General features: G+C 64.0%; 20 protein-coding genes and 1 pseudogene. 8 read left to right on the forward strand and 13 right to left on the reverse strand.

Translation table 11 applies throughout. The features are described from left to right. The 3 genes from MOV74_RS10755 to MOV74_RS10765 all read right to left on the reverse strand — a co-directional run. Positions 1 to 954, reverse strand: a 954-nt coding sequence (locus MOV74_RS10755) for a S1C family serine protease (protein WP_246921266.1), incomplete at its 3' end; no start/stop codon positions are given. A 92-nt stretch (positions 955 to 1,046) separates the two neighbouring features. Then, positions 1,047 to 1,496 carry a hypothetical protein gene (locus MOV74_RS10760; RefSeq protein ID WP_246921268.1) on the reverse strand — a complete coding sequence of 150 codons (450 nt, stop codon included), beginning with the start codon at positions 1,494 to 1,496 and terminating at the stop codon, positions 1,047 to 1,049. A gap of 180 nt (positions 1,497 to 1,676) precedes the next feature. Continuing rightward, entirely contained in the window at positions 1,677 to 3,275 is a 1,599-nt protein-coding gene (locus tag MOV74_RS10765) for a GMC family oxidoreductase (protein ID WP_246921270.1), read from the reverse strand. A gap of 200 nt (positions 3,276 to 3,475) precedes the next feature. Between MOV74_RS10765 and MOV74_RS10770 the strand changes: the two genes are divergently transcribed. Further along, entirely contained in the window at positions 3,476 to 4,264 is a 789-nt protein-coding gene (locus MOV74_RS10770; RefSeq protein ID WP_246921273.1) for a thermonuclease family protein, read from the forward strand. 220 nt (positions 4,265 to 4,484) lie between these two features. On the opposite strand, the gene cyoD is transcribed toward MOV74_RS10770, so the two are convergent. The 4 genes from cyoD to MOV74_RS10790 are packed head-to-tail and all read right to left on the reverse strand — an operon-like array spanning position 4,485 to position 8,332. Next, positions 4,485 to 4,871, reverse strand: coding sequence for a cytochrome o ubiquinol oxidase subunit IV (gene cyoD / locus MOV74_RS10775; RefSeq protein WP_246921275.1), 387 nt, complete (start codon positions 4,869 to 4,871; stop codon positions 4,485 to 4,487). Beyond that, positions 4,868 to 5,509 carry a cytochrome (ubi)quinol oxidase subunit III gene (locus MOV74_RS10780; protein ID WP_246921277.1) on the reverse strand — a complete coding sequence of 214 codons (642 nt, stop codon included), beginning with the start codon at positions 5,507 to 5,509 and terminating at the stop codon, positions 4,868 to 4,870. Before MOV74_RS10780 ends, cyoD begins: the two co-directional genes overlap by 4 nt. Continuing rightward, positions 5,509 to 7,509 (reverse strand): cytochrome o ubiquinol oxidase subunit I, encoded by a 2,001-nt coding sequence (gene cyoB, locus MOV74_RS10785; protein WP_246921279.1) that lies wholly within the window; start codon positions 7,507 to 7,509, stop codon positions 5,509 to 5,511. The genes MOV74_RS10780 and cyoB overlap by 1 nt, the downstream gene beginning before the upstream one ends. Further along, a complete protein-coding gene (locus MOV74_RS10790) occupies positions 7,499 to 8,332 on the reverse strand; it encodes a cytochrome ubiquinol oxidase subunit II (protein ID WP_246921281.1) in 834 nt (277 codons plus the stop codon). The genes cyoB and MOV74_RS10790 overlap by 11 nt, the downstream gene beginning before the upstream one ends. 254 nt (positions 8,333 to 8,586) lie before the next feature. Between MOV74_RS10790 and MOV74_RS10795 the strand changes: the two genes are divergently transcribed. Continuing rightward, positions 8,587 to 9,387: an SDR family NAD(P)-dependent oxidoreductase gene (locus tag MOV74_RS10795; protein ID WP_246921283.1), complete on the forward strand. Its 801-nt coding sequence runs from the start codon at positions 8,587 to 8,589 to the stop codon at positions 9,385 to 9,387. A gap of 143 nt (positions 9,388 to 9,530) precedes the next feature. Here MOV74_RS10795 and MOV74_RS41260 read toward each other — a convergent pair whose 3' ends face one another. The 3 genes and pseudogenes from MOV74_RS41260 to MOV74_RS10805 form a co-directional block, all read right to left on the reverse strand. Continuing rightward, positions 9,531 to 9,722, reverse strand: a complete 192-nt coding sequence (locus MOV74_RS41260) for a transposase (RefSeq protein WP_309486942.1) — start codon at positions 9,720 to 9,722, stop codon at positions 9,531 to 9,533. A gap of 178 nt (positions 9,723 to 9,900) precedes the next feature. Then, positions 9,901 to 10,092, reverse strand: a pseudogene (locus MOV74_RS41265) (transposase); the annotation flags it as partial. 200 nt (positions 10,093 to 10,292) lie between these two features. Beyond that, positions 10,293 to 11,627 carry a sorbosone dehydrogenase family protein gene (locus MOV74_RS10805; protein ID WP_246921286.1) on the reverse strand — a complete coding sequence of 445 codons (1,335 nt, stop codon included), beginning with the start codon at positions 11,625 to 11,627 and terminating at the stop codon, positions 10,293 to 10,295. A 204-nt stretch (positions 11,628 to 11,831) separates the two neighbouring features. On the opposite strand from MOV74_RS10805, the gene MOV74_RS10810 reads away from it, so the two are divergent. From MOV74_RS10810 to MOV74_RS10820, 3 genes are all read left to right on the forward strand, one after another. Continuing rightward, positions 11,832 to 13,058, forward strand: coding sequence for a urate hydroxylase PuuD (locus tag MOV74_RS10810; RefSeq protein WP_246921289.1), 1,227 nt, complete (start codon positions 11,832 to 11,834; stop codon positions 13,056 to 13,058). Positions 13,059 to 13,171: 113 nt separating this feature from the next. Continuing rightward, positions 13,172 to 14,029 (forward strand): VOC family protein, encoded by an 858-nt coding sequence (locus tag MOV74_RS10815; protein WP_246921291.1) that lies wholly within the window; start codon positions 13,172 to 13,174, stop codon positions 14,027 to 14,029. 76 nt (positions 14,030 to 14,105) lie between these two features. Next, the gene (locus MOV74_RS10820) at positions 14,106 to 14,393 is read left to right on the forward strand and encodes a hypothetical protein (protein WP_246921294.1); all 288 of its coding nucleotides are present in this window, start codon (positions 14,106 to 14,108) and stop codon (positions 14,391 to 14,393) included. Here the strand turns inward: MOV74_RS10820 and MOV74_RS10825 are convergent. Next, entirely contained in the window at positions 14,390 to 15,424 is a 1,035-nt protein-coding gene (locus tag MOV74_RS10825) for a L,D-transpeptidase family protein (protein ID WP_246921313.1), read from the reverse strand. The genes MOV74_RS10820 and MOV74_RS10825 overlap by 4 nt on opposite strands. Before the next feature lie 169 nt (positions 15,425 to 15,593). Here MOV74_RS10825 and MOV74_RS10830 point away from each other — a divergent pair, with 169 nt between their 5' ends. Beyond that, positions 15,594 to 16,556, forward strand: a complete 963-nt coding sequence (locus tag MOV74_RS10830; protein ID WP_246921297.1) for a lytic transglycosylase domain-containing protein — start codon at positions 15,594 to 15,596, stop codon at positions 16,554 to 16,556. Positions 16,557 to 16,598: 42 nt separating this feature from the next. Here MOV74_RS10830 and MOV74_RS10835 read toward each other — a convergent pair whose 3' ends face one another. After that, the gene (locus tag MOV74_RS10835; RefSeq protein WP_246921300.1) at positions 16,599 to 17,726 is read right to left on the reverse strand and encodes a DUF1236 domain-containing protein; all 1,128 of its coding nucleotides are present in this window, start codon (positions 17,724 to 17,726) and stop codon (positions 16,599 to 16,601) included. Positions 17,727 to 17,833: 107 nt separating this feature from the next. Between MOV74_RS10835 and MOV74_RS10840 the strand changes: the two genes are divergently transcribed. Then, the gene (locus MOV74_RS10840; RefSeq protein WP_246921303.1) at positions 17,834 to 18,295 is read left to right on the forward strand and encodes an NUDIX domain-containing protein; all 462 of its coding nucleotides are present in this window, start codon (positions 17,834 to 17,836) and stop codon (positions 18,293 to 18,295) included. Between the two features lie 98 nt (positions 18,296 to 18,393). Here the strand turns inward: MOV74_RS10840 and MOV74_RS10845 are convergent, their stop codons facing one another. Beyond that, positions 18,394 to 19,377, reverse strand: coding sequence for a tripartite tricarboxylate transporter substrate binding protein (locus MOV74_RS10845; RefSeq protein ID WP_246921307.1), 984 nt, complete (start codon positions 19,375 to 19,377; stop codon positions 18,394 to 18,396). A gap of 449 nt (positions 19,378 to 19,826) precedes the next feature. Here MOV74_RS10845 and MOV74_RS10850 point away from each other — a divergent pair. After that, the coding region (locus MOV74_RS10850) for a hypothetical protein (RefSeq protein WP_246921310.1) at positions 19,827 to 20,471 on the forward strand (645 nt) is incomplete at its 3' end.

Below are 20,471 nucleotides of genomic sequence, written 5' to 3' on the forward strand. Positions count from 1 at the left end.
GTCCATGGCGAGCCGCCGGCCGATACGGTCGCGGTCGAGCACGCGGATCAGATCGTCGACGCCCTTGATCTCGATGCCGTCGAGCCTGATCACGACGTCGCCGGGCAGCAGCCCCGCCTTCGCCGCCGGACCATCCGGCTCGATCTGGGCGAGCAGCGCGCCCATCTTGTTTTCGATGCCGGCCAGCACTGCATGCCGCCGCGGCACCGGTGCGGTCTGTCCGGCGACGCCGATATAGGCGCGGCGGACATAGCCGTGGCGGATGATCTCCGACAGCACGAATTGCGCGGTGTTGCTGGCAACCGCGAAGCAGATGCCCTGCGCGCCGTTGATGATGGCGGTGTTGATGCCGATCACCTCGGCATTCGACGACACCAGGGGACCACCGGAATTGCCGGGATTGAGCGCGGCATCGGTCTGGATCACGTCCTCGATGGTGCGGCCGCTGACCGAGCGGATCGAGCGTCCGAGCGCTGAGACCACGCCGGCGGTCACGGTCGATTCGAAGCCGAGCGGATTGCCGATCGCGATCACGAGCTGGCCGCGGCGCAAGGTCTTGGAATTGCCGAGCGCGGCATAGGGCAGATGCCGCACGCCGTTGGCCCGCAGCAGCGCAAGATCGGTGTCGGGATCGGCGCCGAGCACCTGGGCCTCGCCGACATGGCCCTCGACGTCCCGCAGCCGGATCTCCTTCGAGGTGCCGACCACGTGGCTGTTGGTGAGGACGAGCCCGTCCGGCGAGATCACGATGCCCGAACCGAGCCCGCCGCGCTCGCGGCCGTTCGGCACTTTTGGCCCGGTCTCGACGCGCACGACGGCAGGGCCGACGCGGTCGGTCACGTCGATCACGGCATTGGAATAGGCATCCAGCAGCGCCCGGTCATCGACCGGAGCAGCCGCCGCCGTTCGCGATGACGGTGCGTCATCGGCGATATCTGAGGTAATATCCAGCATGGCAAGAGTCCTTGAAGGCTCACACAGATGGTGGCCTGTTCCCTGCCGCACAAGGTGCGCGCCCGGAGCGCAGGGCTGGACTACCCAGGTGGCTAGGGTGCCCTTCTCAGGCTGACAGGTCTTGCCCTGACCGGATCGAGCAATGACCAGTCGCCGTCCGGAAGCACATGGCCCTTGGGAAACGGCGCGCGCGGCTCAAGTCCGAGCGAGTGCAGCACGCGATCGTCGCGATAATAGCATTGTAGCACGACGCGGGCGAGCGTTGCGGCAGCCGCGCCGCCGTGCTCGCGGAACTCCTGCGCCACCGCATCGCGCCTGGCAGCATCGAGCCCGGCGAGCGGCTGACCTGCCAGCCGCGCCAGATGATCCAGGGCCGCTGTCACCAATTTGGTGTCGCGGCCGAGCGTAGCGAGGATATCGCCCTGGATCGCGGGATCGTCTGCGCCGGGCACCTTATACTCGTCGCTGGCGGGTACGATCATCGCAGCGACGGTACGGAGGTCATCGCGCTGCCGAGGCGAGAGAGAGAGTTGATCAGGCATTGTATCCTCCGCAGTGACGGTGCGCTCCCTCCCCCGCTTGCGGGGGAGGGTTGGGGAGAGGGTGTCTCCGCAAAGAGGCTCCCCCAGAGGAGAGAGCCCTCACCCGGCACTTCGTGCCGACCTCTCCCGCAAGCGGGAGAGGTGCACCTAGCACGCTGTGAGATTTGCGCATCATCATTCTCAATCGAACAAATTGGCGAGGCGCTGCTTCATCTGGTCGGCGATGTAGAGCGCAAGGGCCTGGATGGTGGAGGTCGGGTTCACCCCGCCCGAGGTGACGAAGATGCTGCCGTCGACGATGAAGAGGTTCTTCACATCGTGCGTGCGGCCCCATTCGTTGACGACGGAGCGCGCGGGATCGGTGCCCATCCGTGCGGTGCCGAGCAGGTGCCAGCCGCCCCAGGGGATCGGCGAGTTGATGCAGATGTCGGTCGCCCCGGCGGTCTCGAGGACCTCCCGGCCCCGCGCCAGCGCGTGCTCCATCATCTTCCGGCTGTTCTCGCTGATCGTGTAGTCGATCTTCGGCGCGGGAATGCCGTGGCTGTCCTTCAGCACCGGATCGAGCGTGACCTGGTTATGCTCCTCCGGCAAATCCTCGCAGATTGCAGAGAACCCCAGCCGATGGCCGTTGAGCTTGCGGAAGACGCGGTGATGATCCTCGCCCCAGGGCAGAATGCCCTTCTGCTCGCTGACGACAGCCTCGAACACCGGCCCTGCCCCGCGCACGAACTGGACGCCGTAGCCGCGGACGAAGCCGCGCGAGAGGTCGGTGTCGTACCACTCCTTGCTCCACAAACAGGTCGGCGGCGCGCGGTTGCTATCTGTCGGCTCCTTCACGTAACCGTAGATCTGCGCATAAGGATGGAACATCAGGTTCTTGCCGACGAGGCCTGACGAATTGGCAAGGCCGTTCGGAAAGCGCGAGGACGCCGAGTTCAGCAGCAGTCGCGGCGTGCCGACGCCGTTGCACGCGATGATGACGACATGCGCCGGCTGGAACTGCTCGACGCCGTCCTTGTCGTAATAGACCACGCCCGAAGCCATGCCGTTCTCGTCGGTGGTGACCTCGCGCACCCGGCAATGGGTGCGCAGCTCGACGCCAGCGCGGACCGCATGCGGCCAATAGGTGATGTCGGTGGAAGACTTCGCGCCCTGCGCACAAGCCGGCGTGCAATGGCCGAGATTGATGCAGCGGGCGCGGCCCTCATAGTCCATCGTCGCGACCGTCGTGTCCGACGGCCACCAGTGCCAGCCGAGCTTGTTCATGGCCTTGCCGATGATGGCGCCGGACAATCCGAGCGGCTGCTGCGGCATCGGCGGATGCGTCAGCGGCGAGAGCGGATCGCCTGACAGGCCGGACGTGCCCATCATACGGTCGTTCTCTTCGAAGAACGGGGTCAGCGCGTCGTAGTCGATCGGCCAGTCGTCGGCGACGCCGTCCAGCGTCTTCACCTTGAAATCGGAGGGATGCAGCCGCGGCCAGTGCGCGGTGTACATCACCGTCGAGCCGCCGACCGCGTTGTAGTTGACGACCTTGATCGGCGAATTGTCGTCGTTGACAGGATAGTCCTCGGGCCGGCCGCGAACGTTCGGGCTCGACGACCATTCGCCATAGAATTTCGCCTCCCAGTCCCGGCCCGTGCTTGGATATTCCGCCGGGTTCATCCAGCCGCCCTGCTCCAGGCAGAGAATGTGCATCTTGGTCTCGGCCAGCGACCACGCCACCGCGGCGCCCGAAGCGCCGGCGCCGATGATCAGGACGTCCACGGGGTCTTTCATCGCAACCTTTTCCTCCCGCCCTCGCCGCTTTCCGGGCGATTCGGCCTGTACGGTCAGTAAGGCCCGTGGACGATAGGATCAGAGCGGGCGGGGAGTAAAGCCGCGAGGCCGGAATGTCGCACTTCGCAGGGTGCAGACCATTGGTATCGCCACGTCCGGATGCTAGGAACAGGCGCCCGAGCCATCGATAGCGAGACCGTATGTCCTTCCGAAATGTCTTTGCCGCCGCCCGCGCTTTTGCGCTCGTTGGGTTTTTCGCCCTCCCCGGATTCCTGGCGTCCTCCGAGCCGGCTTCCGCGCTGACCGCCGCCGCGACGGTCCGCGACGGCAATTCCATCCAGCTTGGCGACGCCACCTATCGGCTCGACGGCGTCGACGCGCCCGAACTGGACCAAGTCTGTATCGACGATCACGCCGATTCCTGGACCTGCGGCATCGAGGCTCGCGACCAGCTGACCAAGCTGATCGGCAAGCGGACTGTGCGCTGTGACGATGTCGGGCCGGAGAAGAGTTTTGGCAAGCGGCACCGGGCGATCTGCACGGCCGAGGGCGACAAATCGACTTTGAACGAACAGCTGGTCAAGCTCGGCTTTGCTGTCGCGCGGGAGCCGATCAAAGCGAACGTCAAGCCGGCCGCGACCGAAGCCAAGACAGCCGCCGTCGGCATCTGGAAAGGCTGCTTTGTTGCACCGCAGGACTTCCGCGCCGGCAAGAAGGACGGCGCATTGCTGGGCGCTGCCTGCCGCCAGGACCGCGACAAGGAAATCCGCACCGTGCTGTTCCCGGAAGAGCTGACGATGCCGCCGAGCTGCAGCATCAAGGGCAAGCTTGCGGTACGCGCGCGCGTCACCGGCAATATCGGCATCTATCATCTGCGGGGCTGCCCAAGCTACCCGGCAACCACCAAGCCGGACCGCTGGTTCTGCTCGGAGGACGACGCCCAGGCCGCCGGCTTCCGCAAGGCCTATAATTGCCGCCGGCCAAAGTGAAAAAATCGTTCACGCACCCCTGAGTGGTAGTCCGGGACCGTATTGATCCGGATTTGAACTTCATCGGGAGTTGCCGCATTTGTATGCGGACGCAAGCGCTTGCGCGTGCGTTTCCTTGGCGGCAATCCGGCTCCGGCCCGATTGCCTTGCTCGGGCGTTTCCTCCCTAGACTTGGGCCGCTTGTCATCACAAGCGGCTCTTCTTTTTGGGGCGGGTTCTATCACTGCATCCGCATGATGTGGTCCATCGGCGGCATGTTGGCGTTCAGATGCGCCATGATCCAGACCGTCCCGCCGACCACGAGGAAGACCACCAGCAGCCCGAAGGCGAGCGCCAGCACGTTGTTGGTGTTGTCCGGGCCGGTGGTGATGTGCAGGAAGAACACCAGATGCACGCCCATCTGCGCGATCGCGAGCACGATCAGCGCGACCGGGATGGACGGTTGCCAGACCAGATCGGTGCCGGCGATGAAGAACGACGTCGCCGTGAGCAGCAGCGCCAGGACAAGGCCGACGACGTAGCCGACGATGCGGGTGCCGACACTGTGTTGCTCTTCGTCACCCGGCGCGAGATCGTGCCCGGCGGGCATATGCGTCTGATCGCTCATGCGGCACTCCCCAGCAGGTAGACGACGGAGAACACTGCGACCCAGATGATGTCGAGCGCATGCCAGAACAGCGCAAAGCACATCATCCGCCGCAATATGTCGGCACGGAAGCCCTTGGCGAACACCTGGGCCATCATGGTGAGCAGCCACAACACGCCGGCGGAGACATGCAGGCCGTGGCAGCCGACCAGCGAGAAGAATGCGGTCAGGAACGCGCTGCGGGACGGGCCATAGCCGCGCGCGACGAGATCGGCGAATTCGCGGAACTCGAGAACGAGGAATATCAGCCCGAGCACGCAGGTCACGCTCATGCCGAGATAGAACCAGAACCGGTTGCGCACATCGGCCGCGATGCTGGCCATGCCGCAGGTGAAGCTCGACAAGAGCAGGCAGACCGTCTCGATCGCGACGTTCTTCTGCTCGAAAATCTCCGAGCCTTTGGGGCCGTCCGCGGTCTGGCCGGACAGCACCGCGTAGGCTGCAAAGAAGCAGGAGAACATCACGATGTCGGAGAGCAGGAAGATCCAGAAGCCGTAGGCGGTCACGATCCGCTTCGACGCGGGTCCGGGATGCTCTATCACGACGCCGATGTGATGAGGATCGGCGTGCGCGTGGCCGGCTGTCGCGGTCATCGTCATCAGACGGTCCCCGCCATGCTGACAAGGCTGCGCCGCTCCTCAATATTGACGCGGTCTATCGTCGCGACCTCCTCGGCCGGGATGACGTATTCGTCGTGGTCCCGCCAGGCGAACACGACGAAGGTCGCACACGCGCCCAAGCCGCCCAGAATCACCATCCACCAGATGTGCCAGATCAGCGCGAAGCCCATGATGGTGGCGAAGAACGCGCAGACGAAGCCGGTCGGGGAATTCCGGGGCATCTCGATGTCCTGATATTCCGGCCCGTCGCGTTCGAGCGATTGCTGCTGGGCGTGAGCCTTCATGTGCCAATAAGCGTCCTCGCCGCGCACATCCGGGTTGAAGGCGAAATTGAACACGGGCGGCGGCGACGAGGTCGCCCATTCCAGCGAGCGGCCATCCCAGGGATCGCCAGTGCGGTCGCGCAGAGCCTCGCGATTGCGAATGCTGACCACGAGCTGCACGATCTGGCAGATCACGCCGATCGTCAGCACGGCCATGCCAGCGGCTGCAACGATCATCCAGGGCCGCCACGCCGCAACGTCATAATGCTGCATCCGCCGCGTCATGCCGAGCATGCCGGCGATATAGAGCGGGATGAAGGTGATGAAGAAGCCAAGGAAGGTGAACCAGAACCCGGCCTTGCCCCAGCGCTCGTCGAGACGGAAGCCGAACGCCTTCGGAAACCAATATTCGAAGCCGGCAAAGGCGCCGAAAAGCACGCCGCCGATGATGACATTGTGGAAATGCGCCACCAGGAACATGCTGTTGTGAAGCATGAAATCAGCCGGCGGCACGGCGAGCAGGACGCCCGTCAGACCGCCGATGATGAATGTCACCATGAAGCCGACCGACCACAGCATCGGCGTCGAGAAACGGATGCGGCCGCCATACATCGTGAACAGCCAATTGTAGATCTTCACGCCTGTCGGTATCGCGATGATCATGCTGGCGATGCCGAAGATGGCGTTCACGTCGGGGCCCGCACCCATCGTGAAGAAATGGTGCAGCCAGACCATGAAGGAGACGACGCAGATTGCCATGGTCGCGAGCACCATCGAACGATAGCCGAACAGCGCCTTGCCGGAGAAGGTCGAGACCACCTCGGAGAAGATACCGAATGCCGGCAGCACCAGGATGTAAACCTCGGGATGGCCCCAGGCCCAGATCAAATTCATGAACATCATGACGTTGCCGCCGGCCTCGTTGGTGAAGAAGTGGAAGCCGAGGTAACGGTCGAGCAAGAGCATCGCGAGCGTGGCGGTGAGAATCGGGAAGGCCGCGACGATGAGGAGGTTCGAGGCCAGCGTGGTCCAGCAGAACATCGGCATGCGCAGATAGTTCATGCCTTTGGTGCGCAGCTTCAGCACGGTGGTGACGAGGTTGATGCCGGCCACCAGCGTGCCAACGCCGGATATCTGCAACGACCAGGCGTAGTAATCGACGCCGACCCCCGGTGAATAGGACAGTCCCGACAGCGGCGGAAAGGCGAGCCAGCCGGTGCGCGCGAATTCGCCGATGACGAGCGAGAGATTGACCAGCAGCGCGCCGGTCGCGGTCAGCCAGAACCCGACCGAATTGAGCGTCGGGAACGCGACGTCGCGCACGCCGAGCTGGAGCGGCACGACGAGGTTCATCAGCCCGATCACGAAGGGCATCGCCACGAAGAAGATCATGATGGTGCCGTGCGCCGAGAAGATCTGGTTGTAGTGCTCCGGCGGCAGATAGCCCTGCGACTGATAGGCGATGGCCTGCTGGATGCGCATCATGATGGCGTCGCTGCCGCCGCGCAGCAGCATGACCGAAGCCAGCAGGATGTACATGACGCCGATCCGCTTGTGATCGACGCTGGTGATCCATTCGTGCCAGAGATAGGGCAGATGTCCCTTCACCACGACCCAGACCAGCACCGCGAGGATCGCGATCAGCACCACTGCGCCCGCAATCAGTGGAATCGGCTGGTCGAACGGGATGGCCGACCAATCGAGCTTACCGAGCATCATGGCCTCCACTGTGCGGCCGGCCCGCTTCGGATGCGAGCTCCGGTCCTGGACCTGGCGGAATGTGCTGGGTCGCGATCAGGTCGAACAGGCGCGGGTCTTCGAGACGATAGGTCGGCCTGCCCTTCTCGATGCCCTGCTGCATCAGCTTCTTGTAGCTGTCCTCATTCAGCACGGCATCGGCCTTCGCCGTCGTCGCCACCCATTCCGGAAAGGCGAGCGGCGAGATCACGTTGACGTCGAACATCATGTCCGGAAACCCGTCGCCGGAGAAATGCGCCGACAGTCCCTGCAGCTTGCCTTCATTGTCGGCGCGCAGGTTCAGCTTCGTCACCATGCCGTTCATGGTGTAGATCATGCTGCCGAGTTGCGGGATGAAGAACGTGTTCATCACGCTCGATGACGTCAGCTGGAAATTCAGCTCGGCGCCGGCAGGCACCGTCAGCGTGTTGACTGTTGCAATGCGCTGATCCGGATAGATGAACAGCCATTTCCAGTCGAGCGAGACGGCCTGGATGCGGACCGGGCTGCCGGTGCCCGGCACGGGTGCTGCGGGATCGAGCTGATGCGAGCCGATCCAGGCGACGCCGCCGAGCAGGATGACGGTGAGCGCCGGAATGGCCCACACCACCATCTCGACCCGGCCGGAATAGACGAAGTCCGGCTGAAACCGCGCGCGCGGATTAGAGGCGCGAAACCAGAACGCAAAGGCCAGGATCGCGACAATGGTCGGCACCACGATCACGAGCATGATGAAGACGGAATCGACCAGAATGGTGCTGTTGGCCGCAGCCACGGGCCCTTGTGGATCGAGCAGATTCATCGGCAAGCCACTGGCGGTTGGGAAGCCCCGGGACAGAGCCTAGCGCGGGAAGGGCTCCGCAACAAACGCGGCGACCTCGGAACGGTTCCGATACGCAAGGGGCAGCCATGGGCGATCGGCCGGCCGCAACATGCAATTCCATGTGATGTCAATGACATGAACGCAGGAGCCGCGCCCTTCTCTCCGCGCGGGGCCGTTGCTAATCTGCACGAAAATAAGGGGATGACCAGGACTCGGGTCGGGGAGTGAATGAGATGCGCTTGAAGGACAAGGTTGCGATCGTCGTCGGCGCCGGCCAGAGCCCCGGCGAAGGCATGGGCAACGGCCGCGCCACTGCGCTGACCTTCGCGCGCGAGGGCGCGAAGGTCTTGTGCGTCGACCATCATCTGGAGTCGGCGCAGGAAACGGTTGCGATGATCGCCGCGGAACACGGCACCGCAACGGCCTTCAAGGCCGACGTGACCAAGGCTGCCGACATCAAGGCGATGGTGGCGGATGCACAATCGCGCTGGGGCCGGGTCGACGTGCTGCACAACAATGTCGGCGTCAGTCTTGCCGGCGGCGATGCCGAATTGCTGCAATTGACCGAAGAGGCGTTCGACCGCGTCGTCGCGATCAATTTGAAGAGCTGCATCCTCGCCGCGAAAGAAGTGATCCCGATCATGCGCGCGCAGCGAAGCGGCGCCATCATCAACATCTCATCGATGGCGGCGATCACGACCTACCCTTATGTTGCCTACAAGGCGACGAAATCGGCGATGATCGCCTTCACTGAACAGCTCGCCTACCAGAACGCCGAATACGGCATCCGCGCCAACGTCATCCTGCCCGGCCTGATGAACACGCCGATGGCCGTCGATACCCGTGCCCGCGAATGGCAAAAGACCCGCGCCGAGGTCGAAGCCGAACGCGACAGCAAGGTGCCGCTGCGAAAGAAAATGGGCACCGGATGGGACGTCGCCAACGCCGCGCTGTTCCTGGCATCGGATGAAGCGGGCTTCATCACCGGCGTGACGCTGCCGGTGGACGGCGGCGCGAGCGTGAGACGGGGGTGAACGGAGGCGAAAGACGCTGCCCTTCCCTTCTTCCCCTGTGGGCCTGTTGCGCTACTGGCTTTTGATGCCTCGACAGTCACAGGGAGAGCCGGTTGTCGGGATAGTGAGCCGACAAGGGGTGGTTGGTGCCCTCGGCGGACGGCTCAAGCCGCGATCGCGGCCCACCGTCTCATGTTGAATGCGATGGAGGCGAGCAGGATCTGCCCGCTTGCCTTGACGAGGCCGACATAGCGGATGCAGGTCAGCCGCATGCGCCGTTTGAGAGTGGCGAAGGTGGTCTCCACCTGTGCTCGTCGTCGTGCCGCTTTTGCCTTGCCGCCTGGTGAACCGGGCATCGGGATCGTTCGACGCTCGTTCCTCCGTCGGCGGCCCTGACACCGCTTGGATCAAGGTTGCGTCCAGCTTCGTGCCGCGCTTGAGGATGACGCCGGCATTCTCAAGCTGACGATCGAGTTCACCAAACAGCTTCTCCAGCAGGCCTTGCTCAACAAGCTGGTTCCGGAAGCGGTTCAGGACCGTGTGATCAGGCGTTGCATCCTCAAGACTGAGGCCCACGAAGCGCTTGAATGACAGACGATCCCCCAAGGCCTCCTCGAGCTCGCGCTCCGAAAGACCATAGAGCGATTGCAGCAGGAGTGCACGGAACAGCACCAGCACCGGATAGCCCGGCCGGCCAGGGCTTCCTTCATCCCGCAAATGCGCCATCAGCTTCTCGAAGCGATATCATTTGACCAAGCCGGCCAGCCGCTCCAACGCCGCATTGGCACCGGCCCCCTTCGGTAACCATGCCTCAATAACTCGGCTGCCCTATCTGCTTCACTGCCATCGTGATCCCCTAAGGTTCACGCTAGGGAATCACAATCGGCGAATAACGCAACAGGCCCACAAGGGGAGAGGGTTCATGGTCACTGCCGCGTGCTCGTCACCCGCCAGATCGTGCCGTTGCCGTCTTCCGAGACCAGCAGCGATCCGTCCTTCGCAACCGCTACGCCCACCGGCCTGCCCCACACCTCCGTGTCGCTCACGACAAACCCCGTGACGAAATCCTCATACTCGCCCGTCGGCTTGCCGTCCTTCATCTTGATGCGGATCACCTTGTAGCCGGTGCGCTTCGACCGGTTCCACGAGCCGTGCTCGGCGGCGAAAGCGTCGCCCTTGTACTCGGACGGAAACTGCGTGCCTTGATAGAAGGTCATGCCGAGCGACGCCGAATGCGGCTGAATCAGCACATCGGGCACCGTCACCTTGTCCCTGAGGTCCTGCCGCGCGCCGGCGTGGCGCGGATCCTCGTTGTTACCGATATAGAACCATGGCCAACCGTAGAAGCCGCCCTCCTTCACGGAGGTCACGTAATCGGGCACCAGATCGTCGCCGAGGCCGTCGCGTTCGTTGGTCGAGCACCAGGGCAGTCCGGTCTGCGGCTGCATCGCAAGGCCGACACAGTTACGGATGCCGGTGGCGTAGATCTTGCGCTCCTTGCCGTCAGGATTGAAGGTCAGCACCGCGGCGCGCTCAGTCTCGCTGGCCCAGGCCGCGCCGAGCGGTTGCGCTTTCGACCACGCCTCCATTCCGCCCGGCGGCGTACCCATGCCTTCCGCGACGTTGCTGAGCGAGCCGACCGACACCAACATGCGCTTGTTGTCAGGTGTGAAGACGATGTCGCGGGTGGAATGGCCGCCATCATGCGGCAGGCTCGCCACGATGGTCTCGGCCTTGCCGCGCGCCTTGAGATCGCCGGCCTGATAGGGAAAGCGAACGACGCCGTCGGTGTTGGCGACATAGACCCATTGCGGGTTGTCGCCATTGGGAAAGAAGGCGATGCCGAATGGCTGCCTCAACCCGGTCGCAAACACCTCGTTGGTCGCGACCTTGCCGCTCTCTCCAGTGCGAAGCACGCGGATGGTGCCCGCCCGCGTCTCCGCGACGAACACATCGCCGTTCGGCGCCACCCTGATGATGCGCGGCGCGCGCAGGCCCTCGGCGAACAGCTCTATCTTGAATCCTGCCGGCACCTGAAGCTCCGCGTCCGACGGACGCGGCACCACGCGCGACGAGCTCGCCACCGACCGCGTCGCACCGGGCCTGACCAGATCCTGCGGCCGGATCAGCCTGACCGTGCCGGGCTTGTCGGCCCGCCAATCGCCATAAGCGTCCTTGCCCTGCAGCACCGGCTCGGCCTGCGCGCCGGTCGCAACCAGCAGTCCCGCGGATATCGCTACGGACAGAATCCTGCTCTTCACGTTGTCCTCCCGGACTGCAGCCTCGAACATCGATACCACCGCGGCAGGCCCCTGCCGCATCCCTCGTCAGCTGATGCCCGCACCATGTGCATCAGGTGCAGCCCATCGTACTGGAAAACACCGCGGATAGGTGCGACACATTGTTAGGGCGGGGGTTGCGGTCATCAAAGCTGCGGCATCGCTGTCGCAATTGACGGGATGATCATGTGGGGATCCATCATATCGGAATGGGCGAGCCTGCTGCTCCGCTGGCTGCACGTGGTCGCCGCGATCGCCTGGATCGGCAGTTCCTTTTATTTCATTGCCCTCGATCTCAGCCTCAAGCCGAAGGCTGAGCTGCCCGACGGCGTGCAGGGTGAAGCCTGGCAGGTCCATGGCGGCGGCTTCTACCGGATCATGAAATATCTGGTGGCCCCCAATCAAATGCCGGACGAGCTGACCTGGTTCAAATGGGAGGCCTACACCACCTGGCTGTCCGGATTCGCGTTGATGGTGGTGGTGTATTATCTCGAGGCCGATCTGTTCCTGGTCGACAAATCGATCCTCGACCTCACGCCATTGCAAGCCGGCCTGTTCAGCTTGTGCAGCCTCGCGCTGGCGTGGCTGCTCTACGAGGCCGCCTGCCGCACCGGGCTTGCGCGGCGCGAGCTGCCCTTTGCCATCGGCGGCTATCTGTTCCTGGTCGCGCTGACCTATGCGTTCACCCATGTGCTGAGCGGCCGCGGCGCCTTCAACCAGATCGGCGCGATCATCGGCACCATCATGGTGGCCAATGTCTTTGCCCTGATCATCCCGAACCAGAAGAAGATCGTGGCCAGCCTGATCGCGGGGCAAGCACCCGATCCAAAGCTGGGCAAGGCCAGCAAGGAGCGTTCGGTCCACAACAACTATCTGACCCTGCCGGTCGTCGTGTTGATGATCAGCAACCACTATCCCCTGCTCTACGCCACGCGCTTCAACTGGATCATCGTCGCGATCATCCTGGCGCTCGGCCCCGTGATCCGCCACTTCTTCAACGAGCGCCACGCGGGACGCAAATCGCCGTGGTGGGTGTGGGGCGTCGCGGCAATTGGCGTGATCGCGATCCTCCTCCTTTCCGCGGCTGGCCCGCACGGGGTGAAGACAAGCGCGCTGTCGTCTCAGCCGACGCTCGCCAACGTCGAGGAGATCGTGATGTCCCGTTGCAGCATGTGCCATGCGGCCGAGCCGGTCTGGGCCGGCATTGTGACCGCGCCGAAAGGCATTTTGCTCGATGCGCCCGAGCACATCCATCGCAACATCCGCCTGATCGGCCGTGTCGCGGCCTGGTCGAGCGCGATGCCGCCGGGCAACATCACCGAGATGACCAGCGAGGAGCGCGCGATCCTTGCCGCCTATATCGAGCAGGCGCGCCGACGCCACTACGCGCCGATGCCGCATTTCGCGGAATGAAATTCCATATCGCCTGTCGATTAGAAAATGACTTGACCGCTCACCCGGCGTAGACAAGATCTTGCGGTCGCCGGCGCGGCCTGAAGTCAATTTGCATTCGCGGGGAAAGAACAGTGGCCCTCAACAACGTCATCGGGATCGACCACGCCGTGGTCATGGTGCAGGACCTCGACAAGGCCGCCGAGACCTACCGGCAACTCGGTTTCACCGTCTCCCCGCGCGGCACGCATAGTGCGCATATGGGCACCGGCAACTACACTATCATGTTCGACCCCGACTATATGGAGCTGCTCGGCGTGCTCACTGCGACCGAGCACAACGCGCCGGCGCGGGCGTTCCTGGACAAGCACGGCGAAGGCATCGAGCGTATCGCCTTCACCGCGGTCGATTCCGCCGCGGGCGCGGAGGAGATCCGCGCGCGCGGCCTGACGCCGATCGGTCCGACTGATTTCGAACGGCCGGTGACGCTGCCGAATGGCACGATCTCCGCGGCAAAATTCCGCACTTTCATGTGGCCGACCGCGGAAGCGCCCGGCGGCGTGCGCATCTTCGCCTGCCAGCACAAGACCCGTGAGACCGTGTGGATTCCCGAGCTGATGCAGCACGCCAATTCCGCCAAGCGGATCAAGCAGACGCTGATCGCAACACCAGAACCCGCGCAGGAAGCCGCGCATCTCGGACGGCTGATCGACCGTGAGCCGAAGGCCGAAGCCGATGGCGCGGTCACGGTGCCCTCCGGCGGCGATCGCGCCGACTTCGTCTATTTGACGCTGGCCCAGCTCGCCAAGCGCTATCCCGGCGTGCCGCTCGCCGGCCTCTCCGAGCGTGGCGGCGCGGCGCTGGTGCTCGTCAGCGGCGATCTCGCGGCAACGGAGATGGCGCTGGGCTCGGCGGCCGTGCGCAGTGGAGCTGCGATCTGCGTGCCGCCAGCCAGGGCCAACGGCACGCTGCTCGCCTTCATTGCCGGCTGATTTGAACTAATTCTTTAACGCCTGTTTACCCGGCGGCCTTAGGATTCCCGCGATCCAGGCCACCGGGACCAGACGCATGTTCAAAGAGGGATCGCCGATCGCCTATGACGCGCCGGCCGAGTTGAAGAAGTGGCCGTCGCTGAAGGGCGAGAGGCAGAAGGACAGAGGTCCGCCCTATCTCGTCTACAACGGCTCGCTCGCCGACTGCGTCCGCGAGCTCATGGGCAAGCCCATTAAAGGCATCTCGCTTTACGACATCATGACGAAGCCCCAAGCCGCCTTCGACCAGACCGTGCTGTCGCCCGGCGATGCCGCCGAGATCGCGATGCGCAAGGATTTCCCCAAGGACGAGTTCAAGGATTAGTTCGCGGCGCGCTTGCCGGCCGCCTTGCCCTGCTGCTTCGAGGAAGATTCCGTCGGCGCATCGAGGAAGACGACGGGCGTGCCGCGCTTGACGTTCTCGCCGAGCACGCGAGCGTCCCAATTGGTGAGCCTGACGCAGCCGTGCGACGCGGACTTGCTGACCCTGTCGGGCTCCGCCGTCCCGTGGATGCCATAGCCCTGCTCCGATAGCCCGATCCAGTACGATCCCACCGGATTGTTCGGGCCCGGCTTGATCTCGAAGGGCCTCTTGGATTTCACGCTCTTGAACTTGTACTCCGGATTGTAATGGTAGGTCGGCAACTCATTGGTGCCGGTGACCTTCAGCGTCCCCGTCGGCGTCGGGCGATCCGGACTGCCGATTGATGCCGGATAGAACGCGACCAGCCGACCAGCCCCCTCGTAAGCCTTCAGCGTCGCGTGCGTCTTGTCGATCTCGATCCGAGCGATGCGCGGAAGCTCGCGTCGCGCCGCCACGTTGGCCACGACAATTGTCCCGCCGACTTTGTCGAACGCCTTTCCAGGATTGAGCGCCTTCAACAACTCTTCGCTCATGTGGAATTTTTCCGCGAGACCTTCGAGCGGACTGGTGTAGCTCAGCGCCTCCACCGACTTCATGTCATCGAGCTTGGCCGGCAGCTTCTTGAGAAACGGTCCCTTCACATCTGCGTCGGTGATCTTGTAATCGACCATGACAGAACCTTCGCTCGCTGCGTTCAGCTTGTCCCAGAGTTCAGGGGCGATCGTCTTGTCGAAGCCGACACCGTTCTGCTCGGCAAACGCCTTTAGCGCCTTCTGCGCGTTTTCGCCGAGCTTACCGTCGATCTGGCCGGGGGAGAATTGCGCGCGATCGAGCAAAATCTGAAGCTTCGTCACCGGCGCGGTGATCTTGTCCGCGGCCGGCTGCTTTTCGGGACGCGCAGCGTCGTTCACCGCTTTCGCATCGAGATTGCCTGCGAGAGCCGGACAGACGAACCACAGTGACATCACCACGCCAAGCATCCATCGCATCATGATCGTCCCAATCAATCCGCAAATCCGCGGGCAGTTTCTTTTTGGGAACACCGTAGTAACACCGAAGGAACCGACGAGACCGCAGCTTTGCCGCAATCGGAAGGTTAATGACTCCCTATCGCTGGCGCATCGCTGGCCGCTCACCCCACAGTTCGAGGTTGCCCAGCAAATGCGATTTGTCGTCGCGGCTTGCGCCGCGTTCCTGATTCTGATGTGCGACCTCGATCCGTCGGCGTCCCGGCAAACATCACTCGTCGACACCACCGTTCTCAAGAACAATCACGCCTCGCCACTTGTTCCAGTGGTCGAACTCTTCCTTGCCAGCGTGCAGGCCATCGAGCTCGCCAACGCGCGCGCGGCGCATGAGGAAACAATCGAGCCACCGCGCGCGGCCGAACCTATCGCCGAGGGGCCGGTTTCACCGACAGACAAATTCTGCCACACGCTTCGCGAGGCCGCCGAGGCCAGCGGCATTCCCGTGCCCTTCTTTGCCCGCCTGCTCTGGCAGGAGAGCCGCTTCAAATCCAACGAGGTCAGCCAGGCCGGCGCCCAGGGCGTCGCGCAGTTCATGCCTGGAACAGCTGCGGAGGTTGGGCTCGACGACCCCTTCGATCCGATGAAGGCGCTGCCGGCATCGGCGAAATTCCTGCGCAAGCTGCGCGACGATTTCGGCAATCTCGGCTTGGCGGCCGCCGCCTACAATGCAGGCCCGGGCCGCATCCAGAAGTGGCTTGCCAAAGAGAGCGAGCTGCCGCGCGAGACGCGCGACTATGTCCGCATCATCACCGGCACCAAGGCCGAGGACTGGACCGAGCGATCCGAGGCGCTAGCGATCCGGATCGACCTGCCGCGCGAGGCGCCTTGCGAAGGTTTCGGCAGTCTCTCGAAGACAAAGGACGTCGCCTGGGTTCCGGTCAACCTGACGCCTTCGGTCACGACCATCATTCGCAAGGCCGAGCAGCTTGCCGCGCGCCAACCGACGAACCGCGCGCGCAAGCGGTTCGCCATTATGCTTCGGAAGAATGCCACGGCCCATGGCAAGGCACGCAGTATGATCGCGGCACGCGCAGCCGGAAAGAGCGCGAAGGCCCGCGCCGTTCGCTTCGCATCACGCGAACGGCCGTCGGGTTAGTGTTCGGAGCCACTCGCTTGAGTGGCTCCGACATTTATCGCGCTAGTCGATCTCCTCGATCACACGGCGCTCACGAGGCTCGATGACGTAGGTCCGAGTGTCGCGGTGGATGTAGCGGTATTCCCGCAGATCCGGCGCGTCCCGATAGACCGTGCTCGGGAATTCCTCGACCTCGACGCTCTCGGGGAGACGGTCGCCGACGCGGATGTCCGTGCGTGCGGTGCTCCCGGTGGTCCGCGCCTCGCTCCGGCCTTCGGTGCGAGTCTTCGCATGCTTGCGGATCGCATCACGATCGCGATCGGAGAACTTGCTGGCGCTGCGCTCGCGCGTGGTGGTCGTCGTGGTCGCCGTGGACTGCCCCGAATACGGCAGCACCGTCACGATCTTGTAGCTCGCTGGATCGACCACGACGATCTGATCCTTGACCAGCGCAAAGCTGTAGCCGCGATATTGCGGCACGATCTCGACGACGTCAGGCGGCAGTGTCGAGAGATGAACGTCGCGCGGCACCACCGTGCCGACATTCAGCGAGAAATTGACGCTGGTCACAGGCCGAACGTTCAGGCGCGAGATCGAGGTGCTGATCTTGGTCTCCTGCTGCCGGTTGAGATTGACGTCGGTCCGCGCGGCCGCCTGTGAACCGGTGCTGGACCGCTCGCCCTGGGCCTGATTGCCGGCTGGCGCAGCCGGCGCCTGCTGAGCCTGATTGGTCCCGGATGCAGCGGGCGCCTGCTGGGCCTGATTGCTGTTGGCGGGCGGCGGATTGGACCGATCCTGCGCCTGGTTGGTGTTCGCCGGTGGCGGGTTGGTGCTCTGCTGAGACGCAGGCTGGTTGCCGGTCGTGTTCGAGCTTGCCGTACCGCTCTGCGGCGGCGAGGTGCCCGTGCTGTTCGTCGCGTTGTTAGATGTGGCGGAGCCGGAATTGGCGGCCCCGGATGACGGCGCGGTGCTCTGCGTCGTCTGCGCCGAGTTTCCCGTCGCCGGTGATTGCTGCGGCTGCGATGTGGTCTGCTGCTTATCAGCCGCAGACGGCGCAGCGGTGGACGGCGCTGTGGAATTTGATTGGGACGGCGGGCTCTGATCGGACTTCGTCGTCGTGCCGGGCGATTGCGCAAAGGCTGCGTTCGCCAGCACCAGCCCCAATGCGGTGGTTGCCAACAGGCGGATCATGGTTCACTCCCTTTTATCAAATGAACGTTGGCTACTAACCTGCGCTAAAACAGCCGGTTCCACTTTTTCCCGAGAGAACGGCGAGCCGCTTCCGCACGGAACCTGCAATGCCATCGAAGAGTGCCGGGATCATCGCCTATCGGAAGCGGCGGACGCTCGAGGTTCTCCTCGTTCATCCCGGAGGGCCGTTTTGGCGCAGCAAGGATCTCGGCGCCTGGTCGATCCCGAAAGGCGAGTATGCGGACGAAGAGGATGCAGAGATTGCCGCGAGACGCGAATTTGCCGAGGAGCTTGGACTTGAGCCGTCCATGCGATTGACCGCGCTGGGTCAGGTCAAGCAGCGCGGCGGCAAGCTCGTCACCGCATTCGCGGCCGAGCTCGAACTCGACGTGCGCAGCGTTCGCAGCAACAATTTCGAGATGGAATGGCCGCCACGGAGCGGCGAACGGCAGACCTTTCCCGAGGTCGATCGTGCCGAATGGTTCACGCTCGAGGAGGCGCGTACGAGGATCAACGCGGGACAACGCCCGCTGCTCGATCGGCTGGAGCAGCTGGCCGGCGGCGAATAGGAATCCTGTGATGGAAACAGGTGCGCTCCCTCTCCCGCAAGCGAGAGAGGTGCAGCGGAGCCAGCCGCGCCACTACGCGCAAGCGCAAACAGATGCCCTCACTCCGCCTTGATGTTCGCCGCTGCCACGACCTCGGCGAGCTCCTTGGTCTCCTTGGCGATCTTGGCGGCGTAGTCGGCCGGGCTGAGCACGGACACGACGCCCTGCGAGCCGAGCTTCTGCTCGATTGCCGGATCCTTGGCAGCCGCGACGATCTCCCGGTGCAACGTCTCCAGGATCGGCGCCGGCGTCGACTTCGGCATGAAGAAGCCGACCCAGAACGAGATGTCGAAGCCGGGATAGCCTGCTTCCGCGACGGTCGGCACATCGGGCAGCGCCGGCAGCCGATCGGCCGACGACACCGCGAGCGCGCGCCGCTTGCCGGCCTTGACCAGCGGCACGGCGGAGAGCGGATCGAAAACCGCCAGCACCTCCTGCGCGAGGAGGCCGACCTCGGCGGCGGAACCGCCGCGATAGGGCACGTGTATCATCTTGATCCCGGCCTTCTGGCTGAGCAACTCCATGGCGAGATGGGCAAGGTTGCCGTTGCCGCCCGAGCCGTAAGCCAGTGCACCGGGCGCGGCCCTCGCAGCGGCGACGAGATCGGCCACGGTCTTGATATCAGCCGTATTGGGATTCTCCGGATTGACCACGAGCACGAGCGGCGCCGACACGACGGTGGTGAGCGGCGCGAAGTCGCCTTGCGGATCGTAGCGGATGTCCTTGAGCAGCGTCTTGTTGAGCGTGATGGTGGACGAGTTGCAGGCGAGCATCGTGTAGCCGTCCGCATCCGCGCGCGCGACGCCTTCGGCGGCGATCATGCCGTTGGCGCCGGCGCGGTTCTCGACAACGAAGGGCTGCCCGAGCTTGCTGCTCAGGCGATCACCGATGATGCGCGCGACGACATCGACCGGACCGCCGGCGCTGAAGCCGACCATGACCTTGACCGGCCGCACCGGATATTTCTGCGCCACGGCCTGCGTCGACAGCGCAGAGGCGCACAGTCCGGCGATGATCGCCAGCAGGCGGGCGGTTCGTTGCATTGGTTCTCTCCCCGGACCTCACGGCGCCGCTTGTGCAGGCTTGTTGGCGCGACGCATCCGAAGATCATGAATAGCGGTCACGCCGGATTTCGCAATCGCGTTTGGGCACCGGCATTCCGCCGCACGGCACGTGCGCGCCGCATCCAAGCAAAAAATGCGAAAACAACCCCATGCACAGTAGACCGCCCTTGTCGAAACAAGGACTTACGGGAGGGCCGCGAGCTTCGGATGGCACGAAATCGATTTTGTGTCGTCGGGCAAAACAGGGGTATAGTGGCATCATCGCGACAACCGTGAGCGCCCGGCCCGACCGGCCACAGGCGCCTCGTTCAATCGCGCATACCCCTCATTGACATCTGAAAATCGCAACCGCCGCACGGCAGCGGCACGGGTCGGCCTCGCCCTCGCGAGTCCGCTCGCCCCTACCGTGGGCCCAAGGAGATATCGACATGACGACAACCCTGACACGCAACAGCACGACGCCCGTCGCCAGGTATGACGGCAGCAGGGCCAGCCCGCGGATCAAGCTCACCCGACAACGCATCGTGATCGAGCATCCCGACGCGCAGGCCGGCGAACAACTGATGGGCGAGGCGCTCGGCGCGGTCGACCGCGACGCGCTGCATGGCATCCTCAAGCAATTGATGAAAGCCAGCGTGATCCTGAAGAAACCCGACGAGGACAATCTCGCCTTCATGATCTCGATGATGAAGGGCATCGCGCCCAGGGATTCCCTCGAGGCCATGCTGACCGCACAGATGGTGTCCGTTCACGTCGCCACAATGCGTTCTGCCTGCCGGCTCGCCTTCACCGAGAACCTCTCGCAGCAGGAAGGCATCTCACGCACATTGACCCGGCTGGCCCGCACCTTCTCGGCCCAGATGGAAGCCCTCAACCGCCACCGAGGCAACGGCGAGCGTCCGATCACCGTGCAGAATCTGTCGGTGCAGGACGGCGGCCGCGCGATCGTGGGGAATGTCACGCAACAGGCGAATCTGATCGCTGCCGAACCGGCCACCGCGACAGGCGCGGGACTGGTCCCTTCCCGCGAAGCCGGCGAACACGACCGGGCCGAAGCCACGCGCGGCAGCCCC

Origin of the sequence: Bradyrhizobium sp. SHOUNA76 (assembly GCF_023006445.1) — a bacterium.
Taxonomy (GTDB): Bacteria; Pseudomonadota; Alphaproteobacteria; order Rhizobiales; family Xanthobacteraceae; genus Bradyrhizobium.